At 62.9% G+C, this 15,776-nt stretch carries 15 protein-coding genes, 1 other RNA gene and 2 pseudogenes; 12 read left to right on the top strand and 6 right to left on the bottom strand.

Annotated elements, in window-relative coordinates; all coding sequences use genetic code 11:
• Nucleotides 1–146 precede the first annotated feature (146 nt).
• From ACVMIM_RS01880 to ACVMIM_RS01835, 10 genes and pseudogenes are all read left to right on the top strand, one after another.
• A complete protein-coding gene (locus tag ACVMIM_RS01880) occupies nucleotides 147–1,049 on the top strand; it encodes a branched-chain amino acid ABC transporter permease (protein ID WP_041004611.1) in 903 nt (300 codons plus the stop codon).
• Nucleotides 1,050–1,054: 5 nt separating this feature from the next.
• Nucleotides 1,055–2,446 (top strand): high-affinity branched-chain amino acid ABC transporter permease LivM, encoded by a 1,392-nt coding sequence (livM, locus tag ACVMIM_RS01875; RefSeq protein WP_476110047.1) that lies wholly within the window; start codon nucleotides 1,055–1,057, stop codon nucleotides 2,444–2,446.
• Nucleotides 2,446–3,606, top strand: a pseudogene (locus ACVMIM_RS01870) (ABC transporter ATP-binding protein); the annotation flags it as partial. The gene livM and the pseudogene ACVMIM_RS01870, both read left to right, overlap by 1 nt.
• Before the next feature lie 23 nt (nucleotides 3,607–3,629).
• Nucleotides 3,630–4,358: an ABC transporter ATP-binding protein gene (locus ACVMIM_RS01865; RefSeq protein WP_476110045.1), complete on the top strand. Its 729-nt coding sequence runs from the start codon at nucleotides 3,630–3,632 to the stop codon at nucleotides 4,356–4,358.
• A gap of 15 nt (nucleotides 4,359–4,373) precedes the next feature.
• Complete coding sequence (locus ACVMIM_RS01860; protein ID WP_476117065.1) at nucleotides 4,374–4,721, top strand: DUF6867 family protein; 348 nt, start codon at nucleotides 4,374–4,376, stop codon at nucleotides 4,719–4,721.
• Between the two features lie 137 nt (nucleotides 4,722–4,858).
• Nucleotides 4,859–5,974 (top strand): branched-chain amino acid ABC transporter substrate-binding protein, encoded by a 1,116-nt coding sequence (locus ACVMIM_RS01855; protein WP_041004619.1) that lies wholly within the window; start codon nucleotides 4,859–4,861, stop codon nucleotides 5,972–5,974.
• A 256-nt stretch (nucleotides 5,975–6,230) separates the two neighbouring features.
• Nucleotides 6,231–9,705 (top strand): annotated as a pseudogene (gene pyc / locus ACVMIM_RS01850) (pyruvate carboxylase).
• Nucleotides 9,706–9,858: 153 nt separating this feature from the next.
• On the top strand, nucleotides 9,859–10,119 hold the full coding sequence (locus tag ACVMIM_RS01845; protein ID WP_040991643.1) for a DUF2312 domain-containing protein: 261 nt from the start codon (nucleotides 9,859–9,861) through the stop codon (nucleotides 10,117–10,119).
• 22 nt (nucleotides 10,120–10,141) lie between these two features.
• Nucleotides 10,142–10,582 (top strand): hypothetical protein, encoded by a 441-nt coding sequence (locus tag ACVMIM_RS01840; protein WP_476110042.1) that lies wholly within the window; start codon nucleotides 10,142–10,144, stop codon nucleotides 10,580–10,582.
• Nucleotides 10,583–10,592: 10 nt separating this feature from the next.
• Nucleotides 10,593–10,889, top strand: coding sequence for a hypothetical protein (locus ACVMIM_RS01835; protein ID WP_041004625.1), 297 nt, complete (start codon nucleotides 10,593–10,595; stop codon nucleotides 10,887–10,889).
• Nucleotides 10,890–11,003: 114 nt separating this feature from the next.
• Here the strand turns inward: ACVMIM_RS01835 and msrB are convergent, their stop codons facing one another.
• From msrB to ACVMIM_RS01805, 6 genes are all read right to left on the bottom strand, one after another.
• Entirely contained in the window at nucleotides 11,004–11,408 is a 405-nt protein-coding gene (msrB, locus tag ACVMIM_RS01830) for a peptide-methionine (R)-S-oxide reductase MsrB (RefSeq protein ID WP_041004627.1), read from the bottom strand.
• A 92-nt stretch (nucleotides 11,409–11,500) separates the two neighbouring features.
• Nucleotides 11,501–12,691, bottom strand: a complete 1,191-nt coding sequence (locus tag ACVMIM_RS01825) for a vWA domain-containing protein (protein ID WP_476110040.1) — start codon at nucleotides 12,689–12,691, stop codon at nucleotides 11,501–11,503.
• A 9-nt stretch (nucleotides 12,692–12,700) separates the two neighbouring features.
• Nucleotides 12,701–13,105, bottom strand: a complete 405-nt coding sequence (locus tag ACVMIM_RS01820; RefSeq protein ID WP_476110038.1) for a type II toxin-antitoxin system HicB family antitoxin — start codon at nucleotides 13,103–13,105, stop codon at nucleotides 12,701–12,703.
• A gap of 4 nt (nucleotides 13,106–13,109) precedes the next feature.
• The gene (locus ACVMIM_RS01815) at nucleotides 13,110–13,310 is read right to left on the bottom strand and encodes a type II toxin-antitoxin system HicA family toxin (RefSeq protein ID WP_476110037.1); all 201 of its coding nucleotides are present in this window, start codon (nucleotides 13,308–13,310) and stop codon (nucleotides 13,110–13,112) included.
• Between the two features lie 61 nt (nucleotides 13,311–13,371).
• Complete coding sequence (locus ACVMIM_RS01810) at nucleotides 13,372–13,818, bottom strand: GNAT family N-acetyltransferase (RefSeq protein WP_127249628.1); 447 nt, start codon at nucleotides 13,816–13,818, stop codon at nucleotides 13,372–13,374.
• A gap of 76 nt (nucleotides 13,819–13,894) precedes the next feature.
• Nucleotides 13,895–14,734 carry an AAA family ATPase gene (locus tag ACVMIM_RS01805; RefSeq protein WP_041004799.1) on the bottom strand — a complete coding sequence of 280 codons (840 nt, stop codon included), beginning with the start codon at nucleotides 14,732–14,734 and terminating at the stop codon, nucleotides 13,895–13,897.
• A gap of 162 nt (nucleotides 14,735–14,896) precedes the next feature.
• Here ACVMIM_RS01805 and ssrS point away from each other — a divergent pair.
• Together ssrS and ACVMIM_RS01795 are read left to right on the top strand one after the other, a co-directional pair.
• Nucleotides 14,897–15,052: non-coding RNA, 6S RNA (gene ssrS / locus ACVMIM_RS01800), on the top strand.
• Between the two features lie 84 nt (nucleotides 15,053–15,136).
• A complete protein-coding gene (locus tag ACVMIM_RS01795) occupies nucleotides 15,137–15,724 on the top strand; it encodes a 5-formyltetrahydrofolate cyclo-ligase (RefSeq protein ID WP_476110036.1) in 588 nt (195 codons plus the stop codon).
• Nucleotides 15,725–15,776: the final 52 nt, after the last annotated feature.

Below are 15,776 nucleotides of genomic sequence, written 5' to 3'. Positions count from 1 at the left end.
AAAACGGGCAATCGGGCGGCGTGCTTCCAAACCGCGCGGAGCGATTGAAAAATCACGTTGCAATCCGGGCTCGAAACTTTACGACTAGGGGAAATACGAAAAGGAATGCGTCCTGAAGGGCGACATTCCAGGGGAGCCGCATAAATATGCAATATTTCGTCCAGCAGCTTATCAACGGGCTGACGCTGGGATCGATCTATGGGCTGATCGCGATCGGCTATACGATGGTCTACGGCATCATCGGCATGATCAATTTCGCCCATGGCGACATCTTCATGGTCGGCGCCTTCACGGCGCTCATCGTCTTCCTGATCCTTGGCGCGATGTTCTACTCGGTGCCGGTCGTGGTGGCGCTTCTGATCATGATGATCGTGGCGATGCTTCTCACCAGCCTCTACAACTGGACGATCGAGAAGGTTGCCTACCGTCCGCTGCGCGGCTCGTTCCGCCTGGCGCCGCTGATCACCGCCATCGGCATGTCGATCGCGCTGTCCAACTTCGTGCAAGTCACGCAAGGTCCGCGCAACAAGCCGATCCCGCCGCTGGTCAGCCAGGTCTATACGATCGATGGCATCAGCGTCTCGCTGAAGCAGATCCTCATCGTGATCGTCACCATCGTGCTGCTGGCGATCTTCTGGTACCTCGTCAACCGGACCGCGCTGGGGCGGGCGCAACGCGCCTGCGAGCAGGACCGCAAGATGGCCGCGCTGCTCGGCATCGACGTCGACCGCACCATCTCCATCACCTTCATCATGGGCGCGGCCCTTGCCGCCGTCGCAGGCACGCTGTTTCTGATGTATTATGGCGTCGTGGTGTTCTCAGACGGCTTCGTGCCGGGCGTGAAGGCCTTCACGGCGGCCGTGCTCGGCGGCATCGGCTCGCTGCCTGGCGCCGTGCTCGGAGGACTGCTGATCGGCTTCATCGAGAGCATGTGGTCGGCCTATTTCTCGATCGACTACAAGGACGTCGCCGCCTTCTCGATCCTAGCGATCGTGCTGATCTTCCTGCCCTCCGGCATTCTCGGCCGGCCTGAAGTCGAAAAGGTCTGATCCTCATGGCCGCTACCGTGTCTTCGGAGCGCGACGCCGTCGCCACTCCTGTCCAACGTGCTTTCCGCGAGGCCCTTTACGCGGGCGCCATTTCGCTTGGCCTGTTCGTGCTGTTCATCGGTCTGAGGACCGACCAGAACATCAGCAACGAACTGATCCTGGTGCAGCGCTGGGGCCTGCTGGCCATCGTGGTCGCTGCCGTGACCGTCGGCCGTTTCCTCTATGTGGCTTACGCCGTCCCGGCCATGGAGCGGTCGAGGGCCGAGAAGGCCGCGGCGCCCGCCGTCGTCGCCGAGCCCGGCTTCGTCAGGCAGAACTTCAATAAGATCGGCGCCACCTTGCTGATCCTCTACCCGATTGCCATGGTACTGCTCTTCGGCTTCCAGGGCTCGCTGAAATGGGTCGACAATTTTGGCATCCAGATCCTCATCTATGTGATGCTGGCCTGGGGCCTGAACATCGTCATCGGGCTGGCCGGCCTGCTCGATCTCGGCTATGTCGCCTTTTATGCCGTCGGCGCCTACGCCTACGCGCTGCTCGGCACGCATTACGGGCTGTCTTTCTGGATTCTGCTGCCGGCGGCCGGCGCCATGGCCGCTTTTTGGGGCATCATGCTCGGCTTCCCGGTGCTGAGGCTGCGCGGCGACTATCTGGCGATCGTTACGCTCGCCTTCGGTGAGATCATCCGCCTTGTGCTGATCAACTGGCGCGAAGTGACCAACGGTTCGGCCGGCATCTCCGGCATCCCGAAAGTGTCTTTCTTCGGCCTGATGTCGTTCAATGTCTCCGACCCGAACTACATCGCCAAGGTGCTGCACATCACCCAGTCGGGCGCCTACTACAAGATCTTCCTCTATTACCTCATCCTGGCGCTCTGCTTCCTGACCGCCTTCGTCACCATCAGGCTTCGCCGGCTGCCCGTGGGCCGCGCCTGGGAAGCCCTGCGCGAGGACGAGATCGCCTGCCGCTCGCTCGGCATCAACACCACCACCACCAAGCTGACGGCCTTTGCCACCGGCGCCATGTTCGGCGGCTTCGCCGGCTCGTTCTTCGCCGCCCGGCAAGGTTTCGTCAGCCCCGAATCCTTCGTCTTCCTGGAATCGGCCATCATCCTCGCCATCGTCGTGCTCGGCGGCATGGGATCGCTGGGCGGCATCGCGGTGGCGGCGCTGGTGATGATCGGCGGCACGGAAATCCTGCGCGAACTCGACTTCCTCAAGGCGGTGTTCGGGCCGGATTTCACGCCCGAACTTTACCGCATGCTTCTGTTCGGCATGGCCATGGTCATCGTCATGCTGTGGAAGCCGCGCGGCTTCGTCGGCAGCCGCGAGCCCACGGCCTTCCTCAAGGAGCGAAGAGCGGTCTCAGCCTCCTTCACCAAGGAGGGCCACGGCTGATGAACGCGACTCCTTCCTCGAACGACTTCATCCTGCAGGTCGAGCATCTGTCGATGAAGTTCGGCGGCCTGGTCGCCATCGGCGACCTGACGTTCCAGGCCAGGCGCGGCGAGATCACCGCGCTGATCGGCCCGAACGGCGCAGGCAAGACCACGGTGTTCAACTGCATCACCGGCTTCTACAAGCCCACCGAGGGCATGATCACGCTCAACAAGCGTGACGGCTCGACCTATCTGCTCGAACGCCTGCCCAATCACGAGATCCCCGCGCGCGCCAAGGTGGCGCGCACGTTCCAGAACATTCGCCTGTTCTCCGGCATGACGCTGCTCGAGAACCTTCTGGTCGCCCAGCACAATAAGCTGATGAAGGCTTCGGGCTACACCTTTCTCGGCCTGTTCGGCTTCCCGAGCTATCGCCAGGCTTCGGCCGAATCGATCGAGCTCGCCAGGCACTGGCTGGAGAAGGCCAACCTCGTCGATCGCGCCGACGATCCGGCCGGCGACCTGCCCTATGGCGCGCAGCGGCGCCTGGAGATCGCGCGCGCCATGTGCACGGGACCGGAGCTTCTGTGCCTGGACGAGCCGGCCGCCGGCCTCAATCCGAAGGAATCGGCCGCGCTCAACGAACTCCTGATGGACATCAAGAACAACACCGGCACGTCGATCCTGCTCATCGAGCACGACATGTCGGTGGTGATGCAGATCTCCGACCATGTCGTGGTGCTCGAATACGGCCGCAAGATTTCCGACGGCAATCCGGAATCGGTGCGCACCGATCCGCGCGTCATCGCCGCCTATCTCGGCGTCGACGACGAGGAAGTGCAGGAAGTGCTCACCGAAGTCGGCGACGAGGATGTCATCGAGCAGCTCGATACCGGCCCCGATGCGGCGCACGGGCCGGGAAATTCCTCTTCGATGATGGCCGGGCCGGTTTCCGACAGCGTCGAGCATGCCGACGAGGGCGAGCGGGTCACCGTGTCGAAGGGCGCCTCGAAGGCGGCCCAGATCGACGCGCGCGCCACGTCAGTTGCCAGCAAACCCACTCCGGCCGCAAAGTCCGGCGCAGCGAAGGCGGAGCCGAAAAAGGCTGCCGCCAAGACTCCAGCCTCGAAAGCGAGCGGCCCTTCGAAGGGCAAGGAAGCTGCGCCCAAACCCGCAGCGGGCAAGCGTGGAGGGCGCAAATAATGGCCGGCACAACGCTGCTCGACATCAAGGGCGTCGAGACCTACTACGGCAACATCCGCGCGCTGAACGGCGTCAACGTGCAGGTCAACCAAGGTGAGATCGTGGCGCTTATCGGTGCCAACGGCGCCGGCAAGTCGACATTGATGATGACTATCTTCGGCTCTCCGCGGGCACGCGCCGGCACCATCACCTTCGCCGGCACCGACATCACCCAGTTGCCGACGCATGAGATCGCCCGGCTGCGCATCGCCCAGTCGCCGGAAGGACGCCGCATCTTCCCGCGCATGACGGTGATGGAAAACCTGCAGATGGGCGCCAGCCTCGACAACCTCAAACATTATGACGAGGACGTCGAGAAGGTGTTCACGCTGTTCCCGCGGCTGAAAGAGCGCATCGCCCAGCGCGGCGGCACGCTGTCGGGCGGCGAGCAGCAGATGCTGTCTATCGGGCGCGCGCTGATGGCGCGGCCGAAGCTTTTACTGCTCGACGAGCCGTCGCTGGGCTTGGCGCCCTTGATCGTCAAGCAGATCTTCGATGCCATCCGCGAGCTGAACAAGACGCAGGGGCTGACCGTGTTCCTGGTCGAGCAGAACGCCTTTGGCGCGCTCAAGCTCGCCACTCGCGGCTATGTCATGGTCAACGGCAATGTGACGATGAGCGGCACCGGCAAGGAGCTGCTCGCCAATCCGGAAGTGCGCGCCGCCTATCTTGAAGGCGGACATCACTGAGATCGGGGGAGATCAATCATGGGTATTCTCTACGAAGAAGCCTCGATCTGGCAGTTCCTGTTCGTCACCTGCCTGCTCGGCGGCTGGGCGGCGTGGATGACCGGCAAGGCGGCGGCGCAGACCTGGAGCAGCCACTTGCAGCTCTTCTTCTACATGCTCGGCCTCGGCATCGGCGTCAGGTTCATCCATCACGCGTTGTTCGACGGCACGATGTTCTCGCTGCATTACTATATCGTCGACACCATCGTGCTGATGATATTGGGCTTCCTCGGCTATCAATACACGCGCACCAACCAAATGGTCACGCAGTATAACTGGCTCTATGAAAGAGCTTCCTTATTAAGCTGGAAACCGAAGGGTTGACGTTCACCATTACGCCGTTTCGGGACATGAATCGGCGTGACAAGTGCCTGAAAATCGGCATTCTATGCTTTCTGCGATAAGGGTGGGCATCGCATGAAAGTATCATCCACGCCCACTCCGTAAATGGGAGCGTTTCAATGAAAAAATCACTTTTGTCCGCCGTGGCGCTGACCGCGTTCGTCGCGTTCAGCGGCAGCGCGTGGGCCGACATCCTGATCGGCGTCGCCGGTCCGATCACCGGTCCGAACGCCGCCTTCGGCGCGCAGTTGCAGAAGGGCGCGGAACAGGCGGTCGCCGACATCAACGCGGCGGGCGGCATCCTCGGCCAGCAGCTCAAGCTCGAGATCGGCGACGACGTCTCCGACCCCAAGCAGGGCATCTCGGTCGCCAACAAATTCGTCGCTGACGGCGTCAAGTTCGTCGACGGCCACTTCAATTCGGGCGTCTCGATCCCGGCTTCGGAAGTCTATCAGGAGAATGGCATCCTCGAGATCACGCCCGCGGCGACCAATCCGAAGTTCACCGAGCGCGGCATGTGGAACACCTTCCGCACCTGCGGCCGTGACGACCAGCAGGGCAAGGTGGCCGGCGACTATATCGCCAAGAACTTCAAGGACGCCAAGATCGCCATCATCCACGACAAGACGCCTTATGGCCAGGGTCTTGCCGACGAGACCAAGAAGAACCTGAACGCCAACGGCATCAAGGAAGTGTTGTATGAAGGCGTGAATGTCGGCGATAAGGACTTCTCGGCCCTCATCGCCAAGATGAAAGAAAACGGCGTCACGCTCATCTACTGGGGCGGCCTGCACACCGAAGCCGGCCTGATCATCCGTCAGTCGGCCGACCAGGGCCTGAAGGCGCCGCTGTTCTCGGGCGACGGCATCGTCTCCAACGAACTGGCCTCGATCGCGGGTGATGCCGTTGCCGGCACGCTCAACACCTTCGCTCCGGATCCGCGCAAGAATCCGGCCGCCAAGGAAGTGGTCGAGAAGTTCCGCGCCGCCGGCTTCGAGCCGGAAGCCTACACGCTCTACTCCTATGCCGCCGTGCAGATCATCGCCCAAGCCATCGCCAAGACCGGCTCGGCCGACGATGCGCAGAAGGTTGCCGAGACGATCCGGGCCAACACCTGGAAGACGGCCATCGGCGACATCGGCTACGACGCCAAGGGCGACATCACCCGTCCAGACTATGTCGTCTACGAGTGGAAGAAGGGCGACGACGGCAAGTACAGCTACTTCGAGAAATAAGCCGGCAGGTTCAAGCCGACTTTTCGGGGATGCCCGGCGCACGCGCCGGGCATTTTCGTTTGCGGGTTTGCGACACTGCCGAAAGCTCCGCGCCGCGCGCGGAATACCCGTCCACCTCCGGTCGCCGATGTTCAGAGAACGGCAATGACGGTTTGGCGCAAACAAGCGAGTTAAATCGTTTTAGCTGTCGCGCAAATTTGTTTGCGCTGCAGCATTTTCACGCTAATCATTGCGCCGGTTCATCTCCCTTACGCTGCTGGAGCCCAGTCCTTGGCCCATCACGAAGATCCTCGTCGCCAACCGGTCCGAAATCGCCATCCGCGTGTTCCGCGCGGCCAACGAGCTCGGTCTCAAAACCGTGGCGATCTGGGCGGAGGAGGACAAATATTCGCTGCACCGCTTCAAGGCCGACGAGAGCTATCAGGTCGGCCGCGGACCGCATCTCACCAAGGATATGGGCCCGATCGAGAGCTATCTGTCGATCGAGGAGGTGATCCGGGTCGCCAGGCTGTCGGGCGCCGACGCCATCCATCCCGGTTACGGCTTGCTCTCGGAAAGCCCCGAATTCGCCGAGGCGTGTGCCGCGGCCGGCATCACCTTCATCGGCCCGAAGCCGGAAACGATGCGCAGGCTGGGCAACAAGGTCGCCGCGCGCAATTTGGCGATCGAGGTCGGCGTGCCGGTGGTGCCTGCGACCGATCCACTGCCCGACGACATGGACGAGGTGAAGAAGCTCGCCGCGCAAATCGGCTATCCGGTGATGCTGAAGGCGTCCTGGGGCGGCGGCGGCCGCGGCATGCGGGCCATCCGTTCCGAAGCCGACCTCGCGCGCGAGGTGATGGAAGGCAAGCGCGAAGCCAAGGCCGCCTTCGGCAAGGACGAGGTCTATCTCGAAAAGCTGATCGAGCGCGCCCGCCATGTCGAGGTGCAAGTGCTGGGCGACACCCACGGCAATGCGGTGCATCTGTTCGAACGCGACTGCTCGATCCAGCGCCGCAATCAGAAGGTCGTGGAGCGCGCGCCGGCGCCCTATCTCAGCGAGGAGCTGCGCCAGGAGCTCTGCGGCTATGCGCTCAAGATCGCGCGTGAGACCAGCTATATCGGTGCCGGCACGGTCGAGTTCCTGCAGGATGCCGACACCGGCAAGTTCTACTTCATCGAGGTCAATCCGCGCATTCAGGTCGAGCACACGGTCACCGAGCAGGTGACCGGCATCGACATCGTCAAGGCGCAGATCCATATCCTGGACGGCTTCGCCATCGGCACCAAGCAATCGGGCGTGCCGGCGCAGAAGGACATCAGGCTCAACGGCCACGCGCTGCAGTGCCGCATCACCACGGAGGATCCGGAGCACAATTTCATCCCGGACTACGGCCGCATCACCGCCTATCGCGAGGCGGCCGGCTTCGGCATCCGGCTCGATGGCGGCACCGCCTATTCAGGCGCGGTCATCACCCGCTTCTACGATCCGCTCTTGGAAAAGGTGACGGCCTGGGCGCCGACGCCCGGCGAGGCGATCTCGCGCATGAACCGGGCGCTGCGCGAGTTCCGCATCCGTGGCGTCGCCACCAACCTCACCTTCCTCGAAGCGATCATCAATCACCCGCGCTTCGCCGACAATTCCTACACGACCAAGTTCATCGACACGACGCCGGAACTGTTCGAGCAGGTGAAGCGGCAGGACCGCGCCACCAAGCTGCTCACCTATCTGGCTGATGTCAGCGTCAACGGCCACCCCGAAACGCGTGGCCGGCCGATGCCGAAGGCGCAGGCGGCCCGCCCCCGTGGTGCCCTATCTCAACGGCCATATCCCGGACGGCAGCAAGCAGAGGCTCGATGCGCTCGGTCCCGAGAAATTCGCGGCCTGGATGCGTGGAGAACGCCAGGTGCTGGTTACCGACACGACGATGCGCGACGGCCACCAGTCGCTCCTCGCCACGCGCATGCGCACCTATGACATCGTCGGCATCGCCGGCACCTATGCACGCGCGCTGCCGCAACTGTTGTCACTGGAATGCTGGGGCGGCGCCACCTTCGACGTCGCCATGCGCTTTCTCACCGAGGACCCTTGGGAGCGGCTGAGCAAGGTGCGCGAGGCGGCGCCCAATCTTCTGCTGCAAATGCTTTTGCGCGGCGCCAACGGCGTCGGCTACACCAATTATCCCGACAATGTCGTCCAGCATTTCGTCAAGCAGGCGGCGAGCGGCGGCGTCGACCTGTTCCGCGTCTTCGACTGCCTGAACTGGGTCGAGAACATGCGGGTCGCCATGGATGCCGTCGGCGCCGAGGGCAAGCTGGTCGAAGCGGCGATGTGCTACACCGGCGACATCCTCGATCCGGCGCGCGCCAAATACGACCTCAAATATTATGTCGGGCTGGCCAAGGAGCTGGAGGCCGCCGGCGCGCACATCATCGCCGTCAAGGACATGGCGGGCCTGTTGAAGCCGGCCGCGGCGCGCGCGCTGTTCAAGGCGCTGCGCGAGGCGACCGACTTGCCGATCCATTTCCACACGCATGACACGTCGGGCCTGTCGGCGGCGACGGTGCTGGCGGCGGTGGAGAGCGGCGTGGATGCCATCGACGCGGCGATGGATTCCTTTTCGGGCAACACCTCGCAGCCATGCCTCGGCTCGATCGTCGAGGCGCTGAAGGGCACCGAACGCGATCCCGGCCTCGACCCTCAATGGATCCGCCGCATCTCCTTCTATTGGGAAGCGGTGCGCAACCAGTACGCGGCCTTCGAGAGCGACCTGAAGGGACCCGCCTCGGAAGTCTATCTGCACGAAATGCCGGGCGGCCAGTTCACCAACCTCAAGGAACAGGCGCGCTCGCTCGGGCTGGAGACGCGCTGGCATGAGGTCGCGCAAGCCTATCACAACGTCAATCTGATGTTCGGCGACATCGTCAAGGTGACGCCGTCGTCCAAGGTAGTGGGCGACATGGCGCTGATGATGATCAGCCAGGACCTCACCGTCGCCGACGTCGAGAATCCGGCCAAGGACATCGCCTTCCCGGACTCCGTCGTGTCGATGCTGCGCGGCGATCTCGGCCAGTCGCCCGGCGGCTGGCCGGCGGCGCTGCAGAAGAAAGCGCTGAAGGGCGAGAAGCCGATCACCGTGCGGCCGGGCTCGCTGCTGAAGCCGGCCGATCTCAAGGCCAGCCGCAAGGATATCGAGGGCAAGCTCGACCGCAAGCTCTCGGAATACGAGTTCGCCTCCTGGCTGATGTATCCGAAAGTGTTCACCGACTTCGCCGCGGCGCAGGAGACCTACGGGCCGGTGAGCGTGCTGCCGACGCCGGCCTATTTCTACGGCATGAAGCCGGAAGACGAGATCTTCGTCGACATCGAGAAGGGCAAGACCCTGGTGGTTCGCTGCCAGGCGTTCGGCGAAGTCGACGACAAGGGCATGGTCACCGTCTTCTTCGAGCTCAACGGCCAGCCGCGCCGCGTCAAGGTGCCGGACAGGGCGCATGGCGCTTCCGCCGCCAAGGCGCGCCGCAAGGCCGAGCCCGGCAATGAGGGGCATGTCGGCGCGCCGATGCCCGGCGTCGTGTCGGCGCTTGCCGTGGCCGCCGGACAGGCGGTCAAGGCGGGCGACGTGCTCTTGTCGATCGAGGCGATGAAGATGGAGACCGCGCTGCATGCCGAGCGCGACGGCGAGATCGCCGAGGTGCTGGTCAAGTCCGGCGACCAGATCGATGCGAAGGATCTGCTGATCGCTTTCAAATGACGGTCGGAGCGCGATGCCTCACGGGCGGCTGACAGCAGCCGTCCACAGCCGCTCGACAAGTGTCTTGACCCGCCGCGCCCGCTCGGGCAGGGAACCCGCTCCAATTCGCCGTGGCGGGAATCGCCACGGCTTCAAGAAGACGCGGAGAAAAAAATGGCCGACGAAATCACCGAGACCAGCCAGACTGTAGCCGCCGGCCAGCTGCGCACCATCATCGAGCGTATCGAGCGGCTCGAGGAAGAGAAGAAGACCATCTCCGACGATATCAAGGACGTCTATGCCGAGGCCAAGGGCACCGGCTTCGACACCAAGGCGATCCGCACCATCGTGCGGCTGCGCAAGAAGGACCAGGCCGAGCGCCAGGAGGAGGAGTCCATTCTGGATCTCTACAAGGCCGCTCTCGGCATGGTGTAAGCCTCATGGCCGGAGGACGGCCATGAACGAATTCGACTTCGGCGGCCGCCGGGCCTCGGAGTTCCGCCATCGCGGCTTCTGGGCGCTGTTCGCCGAGCGGCACCCGGAGGAAAGGGCAAGGATGGCGCGACGCGGACCGTGGTTCTGGCAGCGCGGATTGCCGGATTTCGCCCTGGTGCTTTCGATGTATGTCGCGCCGGCGCACAACCATGTCGGCGTCTTCTTCGGGCGCAACGAGAAGTTTGGGGCCACGCAATCCTGGTCGAGGCTGAAGCCGTTCCAGCCGGCGATCGAATCCAGGCTGAAGCTCAGGCCCGAGCAGAGCGTGCAAGACCTCGGCATCAATTCACTATGGCACGTGAACTGCTACGCCGAAGACAATTGGCCGGCCATGACCGACTGGCTGGTGACGGAATGCTCACGCTTCGAAGAAGCTGTGACCGACATTCTGGGGCAAAGATAGGTCGCCGGCGATGACGGGCTTTTTCTCCAAGCGCTGGAGGGGCGAAGCGCCGCTCGACCGGCTGTTCTGGCGCGACATGTTGCTGGTGGGCACGATCTTGAACGTCGCCTCTTCGGCGCTGGCGCTGATCCTGCTCGGGTTGAAGCTGCCGCTCTGGCTGGTGCTGGCGGTGCATTTCCTCCCCGTTCCCTACAACATATTCCTGACGATCGCCGTCTGGCGAACGGCTGAGAAAACCGGTGGGCTCAAGGGACAGCTGACGATGCTGGGCTCGGCGCTCTGGCTGATCGCGACGGTCGTCGTTTGAGAATCTTCTCTATTGAGCAATTCCGAACGGAAAACCGCGTCACACTTTTCCTGGAATTGCTCCATGCAAAAAAGGGCGGCCGAAGCCGCCCTTTGCGAAGTCATTTCCGAGGCATCAAGCGGCCGGCTCGAAGCGCAGCGCCACGCCGTTGATGCAGTAGCGCAAGCCGGTCGGCGGCGGGCCGTCCTCGAAGACATGGCCGAGATGGCTGCCGCAGCGCGAGCAATGGCATTCGGTGCGGACCATGCCGTAGCTGCGGTCGACGGTGGTTTCGATCGAGCCCGGGACCGGATCGTTGAAGCTCGGCCAGCCGGTGCCGCTCTCGAATTTCAGCTTGGATTCGAACAGCGGCTGGTCGCAGCCGACGCAATAGAAGGTGCCGGCGCGCTTCTCGTAGAGCAGGGCACAGCTGCCGGGGCGCTCGGTGCCGTGATTGCGCATGACGGCATACTGCTCCGGCGTCAGCCGGGCGCGCCACTCGGCATCAGTGCGGGTGACGGGATAGGCGTGGGTGTCCATGGAATCTCCTCGGCCTTGGCGGCTCGTTGTTGCTTGCAACGGGTATTCGCCGAAACATAGGCGGTTGTTACAGGTGCTGCCAGCGAAAGCGTTCAGTGCTTGCGTGACAACTGCCTTGTCGCAGCTTCGAGACCGGCCAATGTCAGCGGGAACATGCGGCCGCCGAAGATCTCGCCGATCATGGCGATCGAATGCGTGTAGCGCCAGTTCTTCTCGGCTTCGGGATTGAGCCATATCGCGTTCGGCCATTGCTGCAACAGGCGCGCCAGCCACACATTGCCAGCCTCCGGATTCCAGTGCTCGACCGAGCCACCGGGATGCATGATCTCGTAAGGGCTCATGGAGGCGTCGCCGACGACGATCACCTTGTAGTCCGGCCCGTATTTGTGGATCAGGTCGAAGGTCGGGATGGTCTCGGCAAGGCGGCGGCGATTGTCCTTCCAGACGCGCTCGTAAAGGCAATTGTGAAAGTAGAAATATTCGAGCTGGCGGAACTCGGCGCGCGCGGCGGAAAACAGCTCCTCGACCCCGCGTATATGGTCATCCATCGAGCCGCCGACATCGAAGAACATCAGGAGCTTCACGGCATTGCGCCGCTCTGGCCTGGTCTTGACGTCGAGATAGCCGTGCTCGGCGGTGGCGTGGATGGTGCCAGGCAGGTCGAACTCCTCCTCGGCACCCTCGCGCACCCAGCGGCGCAGCCGCTTAAGGGCGACCTTGATGTTACGGGTGCCGAGCTCGACCGTGTCGTCGAAATTCCTGAATTCGCGCTTGTCCCAGACCTTCACCGCGCGGCGATGCCGGCTTTCATGCTGGCCGATGCGAACCCCTTCGGGGTTGTAGCCATAGGCGCCGAAGGGCGAGGTGCCTCCGGTGCCGATCCATTTCGAGCCGCCCTGATGCCGGCCCTTCTGTTCCTCCAGCCGCTTCTTCAAGGTCTCCATCAGCTTGTCGAAGCCGCCCAAAGCCTCGACCAGCTTCCTTTCCTCCTCGGTCAGGTGCTTTTCGGCGAGCCTGCGCAGCCACTCCTCCGGGATGTTGGCGACCTCCACGGCATCCGGGCCGCCAAGCGTCTCGACGCCCTTGAAGACATGCGCGAAAACCTGGTCGAAACGGTCGACATGGCGCTCGTCCTTCACCAGGGACGAGCGCGCGAGGTAATAGAAGGCCTCGACGTCATAGTCGACCAGCCCGGCCTCCAGTCCTTCCAGCAGCGACAGATATTCCCTGAGCGAAACAGGGACCCGCGCGGCCTTCAGTTCGAGGAAGAAGGGGATGAACATCGCCGGACGCTATCGGTGCCCCTCGATCTTCTCGCGAGCGGCACTTGCAATGAAGGCCGAGCGCGTCAGGCCTCGGCGGCTGGCTTCGGCATCGATCGCCGCAAGCAGACCTGAGTCCAACGACAGATTGGCTCGGACTGGCCGACCGGAGTCGATCAGCAGCGGGATCATGACGGCAGACTCGCCTGCGGCGCTATCGATCTCACCCGATCTTAGCAGGTTCGCCACCGTTCGTGCTTCGGGCAGCGAGAGGTGCTTTGCCAACCGGGTTTCAGCCCACTCGCGAACCGCCGATGTTGCATCGGCGATCGCCTCCTCGGGGCTGGCGCCGCCGCCATGGCAGCCCGGGAGGTCAGGGATCCGAACCCCCCAGACATCGTCAACGCCATCCAGAATTCCGACATAGTGCGTCATGTGATCAGACCTCAAATCCATCCGGCGAGCTTGGCGACGAGCGTGCAACGCCTGGAGACTGCTCGCGGTGCCGCGGCACGACAATCGTGACATCCGGCTTTTCAGTATGCTCGTATTTATCGTGCTTGCCGCCACCGGTGTTCGTCCAGCCGTCGCGTAACAGCCTCGCTATGATCTTGCGCGTATTGGTTTCGATCAGCGGCATGGTCACTGTCGTTTAATGCGCAATATATTGCGCAACGGGAGCGGTTTCAACCGATGCCGCCTTATAGCAGGTCGTACTCGATAAAGCCTGTTCGCCTTGCTACGTGATCGTAGAGCCGGCGCGCGGTGGCGTTGGTTTCATGCGTCATCCAGTAGACGTTCTTCACGCCGATCTTGCCGGCCTCGTCCTGCACCGCCTTGATCAGCGCGGCGCCCACGCCTTTGCCGCGCACCTCGGGGTCGGCGAACAGGTCCTGCAGATAGCAGTTGTTTTTCTCGGACCAGCCGGAGCGGTGGTAGAGGTAATGGGTCAGCCCGACGGCCTTGCCGTCGAGCGTGGCGATGAAACCCTTCGGCTCGAACTCGCCATCCGTGAAGAGCCGCTTCCAGGTGATTGCATAGACCTCTTCCGGCAGCTTCGTCTCGTAGAAGGTCAGATAGGCGGTCCACAGCCGGCGCCAGTCGGCGTGGTCGGACTGAGCGAGCGGGCGGATGGTGATCTCGGACATTTTTTTCCTCCAATATTTTGGCCTGAAGCTGCGGCAGCGGCAGCTTGCCGGCAACGGTCCACGGAAGGGGAAAGCGCTATTGCTGCCGTCTCGCCATAAAGGCCAGGCGCTCGAACAGGTGCACGTCCTGCTCGTTCTTCAGCAGCGCGCCATGCAGTTTGGGCAGCATGTTCTTCGGGTCGGCGCGCAAATCCTCGGGCGCTATGTCGTCGGCTACCAAAAGGCGGATCCAGTCGAGCGCTTCGGAGGTCGAAGGCTTCTTCTTCAGGCCCGGCACCTCACGGATTTCATAAAACTGGGTGAGGGCCGCCCGCACCAGGTTCTGCTTGATGCCCGGATAATGCACCTCGACGATGCGGTGCAGCGTCTCGATGTCGGGGAAGCGGATATAATGGAAGAAGCAGCGGCGCAGGAAGGCGTCCGGCAGCTCCTTCTCATTGTTTGAGGTGATGATGACGATCGGCCGGAACGCGGCGCGGATCGTCTCGCCGGTCTCGTAGACGAAGAACTCCATCCGGTCGAGCTCCTGCAGGAGGTCGTTGGGGAACTCGATGTCGGCCTTGTCGATCTCGTCGATCAACAGCACGACCTTCTTTTGTGCCGCGAAGGCGTCCCACAGCTTGCCGCGCTTGATGTAGTTGGCGATGTCGTTGAAGCGCTCGTCGCCGAGCTGGCTGTCCCGGAGCCGCGAGACGGCATCATATTCGTAAAGGCCCTGCTGCGCCTTGGTGGTCGACTTGACGTTCCACTCGATGAAATCGAGCCCAAGTGCGGCCGCCACCTGGCGGGCAAGCTCGGTCTTGCCGGTGCCGGGCTCGCCCTTGACCAGCAAGGGCCGCTCCAGCGCGATCGCCGCGTTGACCGCGACCATCAGATCCTTGTCGGCGACATAGGCCGCTGTGCCTTCGAAACGCATCTTTTCTCCTGGCCGTTTTGCGGCGACCGTAAGGACGCCGGACGGGCCGCGCAAGGGCGGTTGCCGAAGAGCGTCTGATCGGGATGGCCTGCAAGACGAATTACGCGCAAATGGTCGCTCGTTTCTCTGGCACACGGCTAACCATCCGCCTATATTGCTCTCGGCGGTCTGCGCTTCCCGGCAGGAGAAACTTATCCCCGGGGCCTTATCGATCCTTAGGGAGCTGTCCCTGGGAAGACCCGTGGGTTTTCTCACACGGCGCCCACCTACTTTGTAGGCACCCGGGATCGACCTCTCCACCGGTTGTGTGGATCGCCACTCTCCCGTTCCTGGGAGACATGCGCTAGAAAAACGTCGCTCCTAAACCTCCATCCAAATCTGACCTTTTCTAACGTCTCGCGCATGTCACCTTCCAAAGACCTGAAAAAACAGCTTCGCAAGGAAGCGCTGGCGCGACGCGATGCGCTCGACGAGTTCTGGCGCGTGGAAATCGCGCTCGAAATGGCTGAGACCGCGAAGGAAAAGATCGACTTCGAGCCGGGCCGCGTCGTCTCCGGCTTCTGGCCGATGCGCTCGGAAGTGGATGTGCGGCCGCTGATGTTCGCGCTGCGCGAAAAGGGTGCCAGGCTCTGCCTGCCGGCGATCCTCGACAAAACCACGATTGTGTTCCGCGAGCTGGTGCGCGGCGCGCCGATGGTCGAGATGGGCTTCGGCACGGTCGGGCCGCATGAGGAGGCGGAGGAGCTCGACCCGACGCTGATGCTGGTGCCGCTCGCCGCCTTCGACGCTCGTGGCCACCGCATAGGCTACGGCGCCGGTTATTATGATCGCGCCATAGCCAGGCTCGCCGACAAGGGCATCACCCCCAGGCTGATCGGCATCGCCTTCGACTGCCAGGAAGTCGAGCGGGTGCCGGAAGAGAACCATGACGTCGTCATTCCGGAAATACTGACCGAGAGCGGGTTGCGCCGGTTCACGCCCCAATTGTAGATAGTCCTTTGGGCTCATGGTCTTTTGCGGAAGTCATGCAGCTTTGGCAGGC

It is taken from the genome of Mesorhizobium sp. USDA 4413 (assembly GCF_056280365.1).
This window is presented reverse-complemented; position numbering and strand designations above follow the sequence as displayed.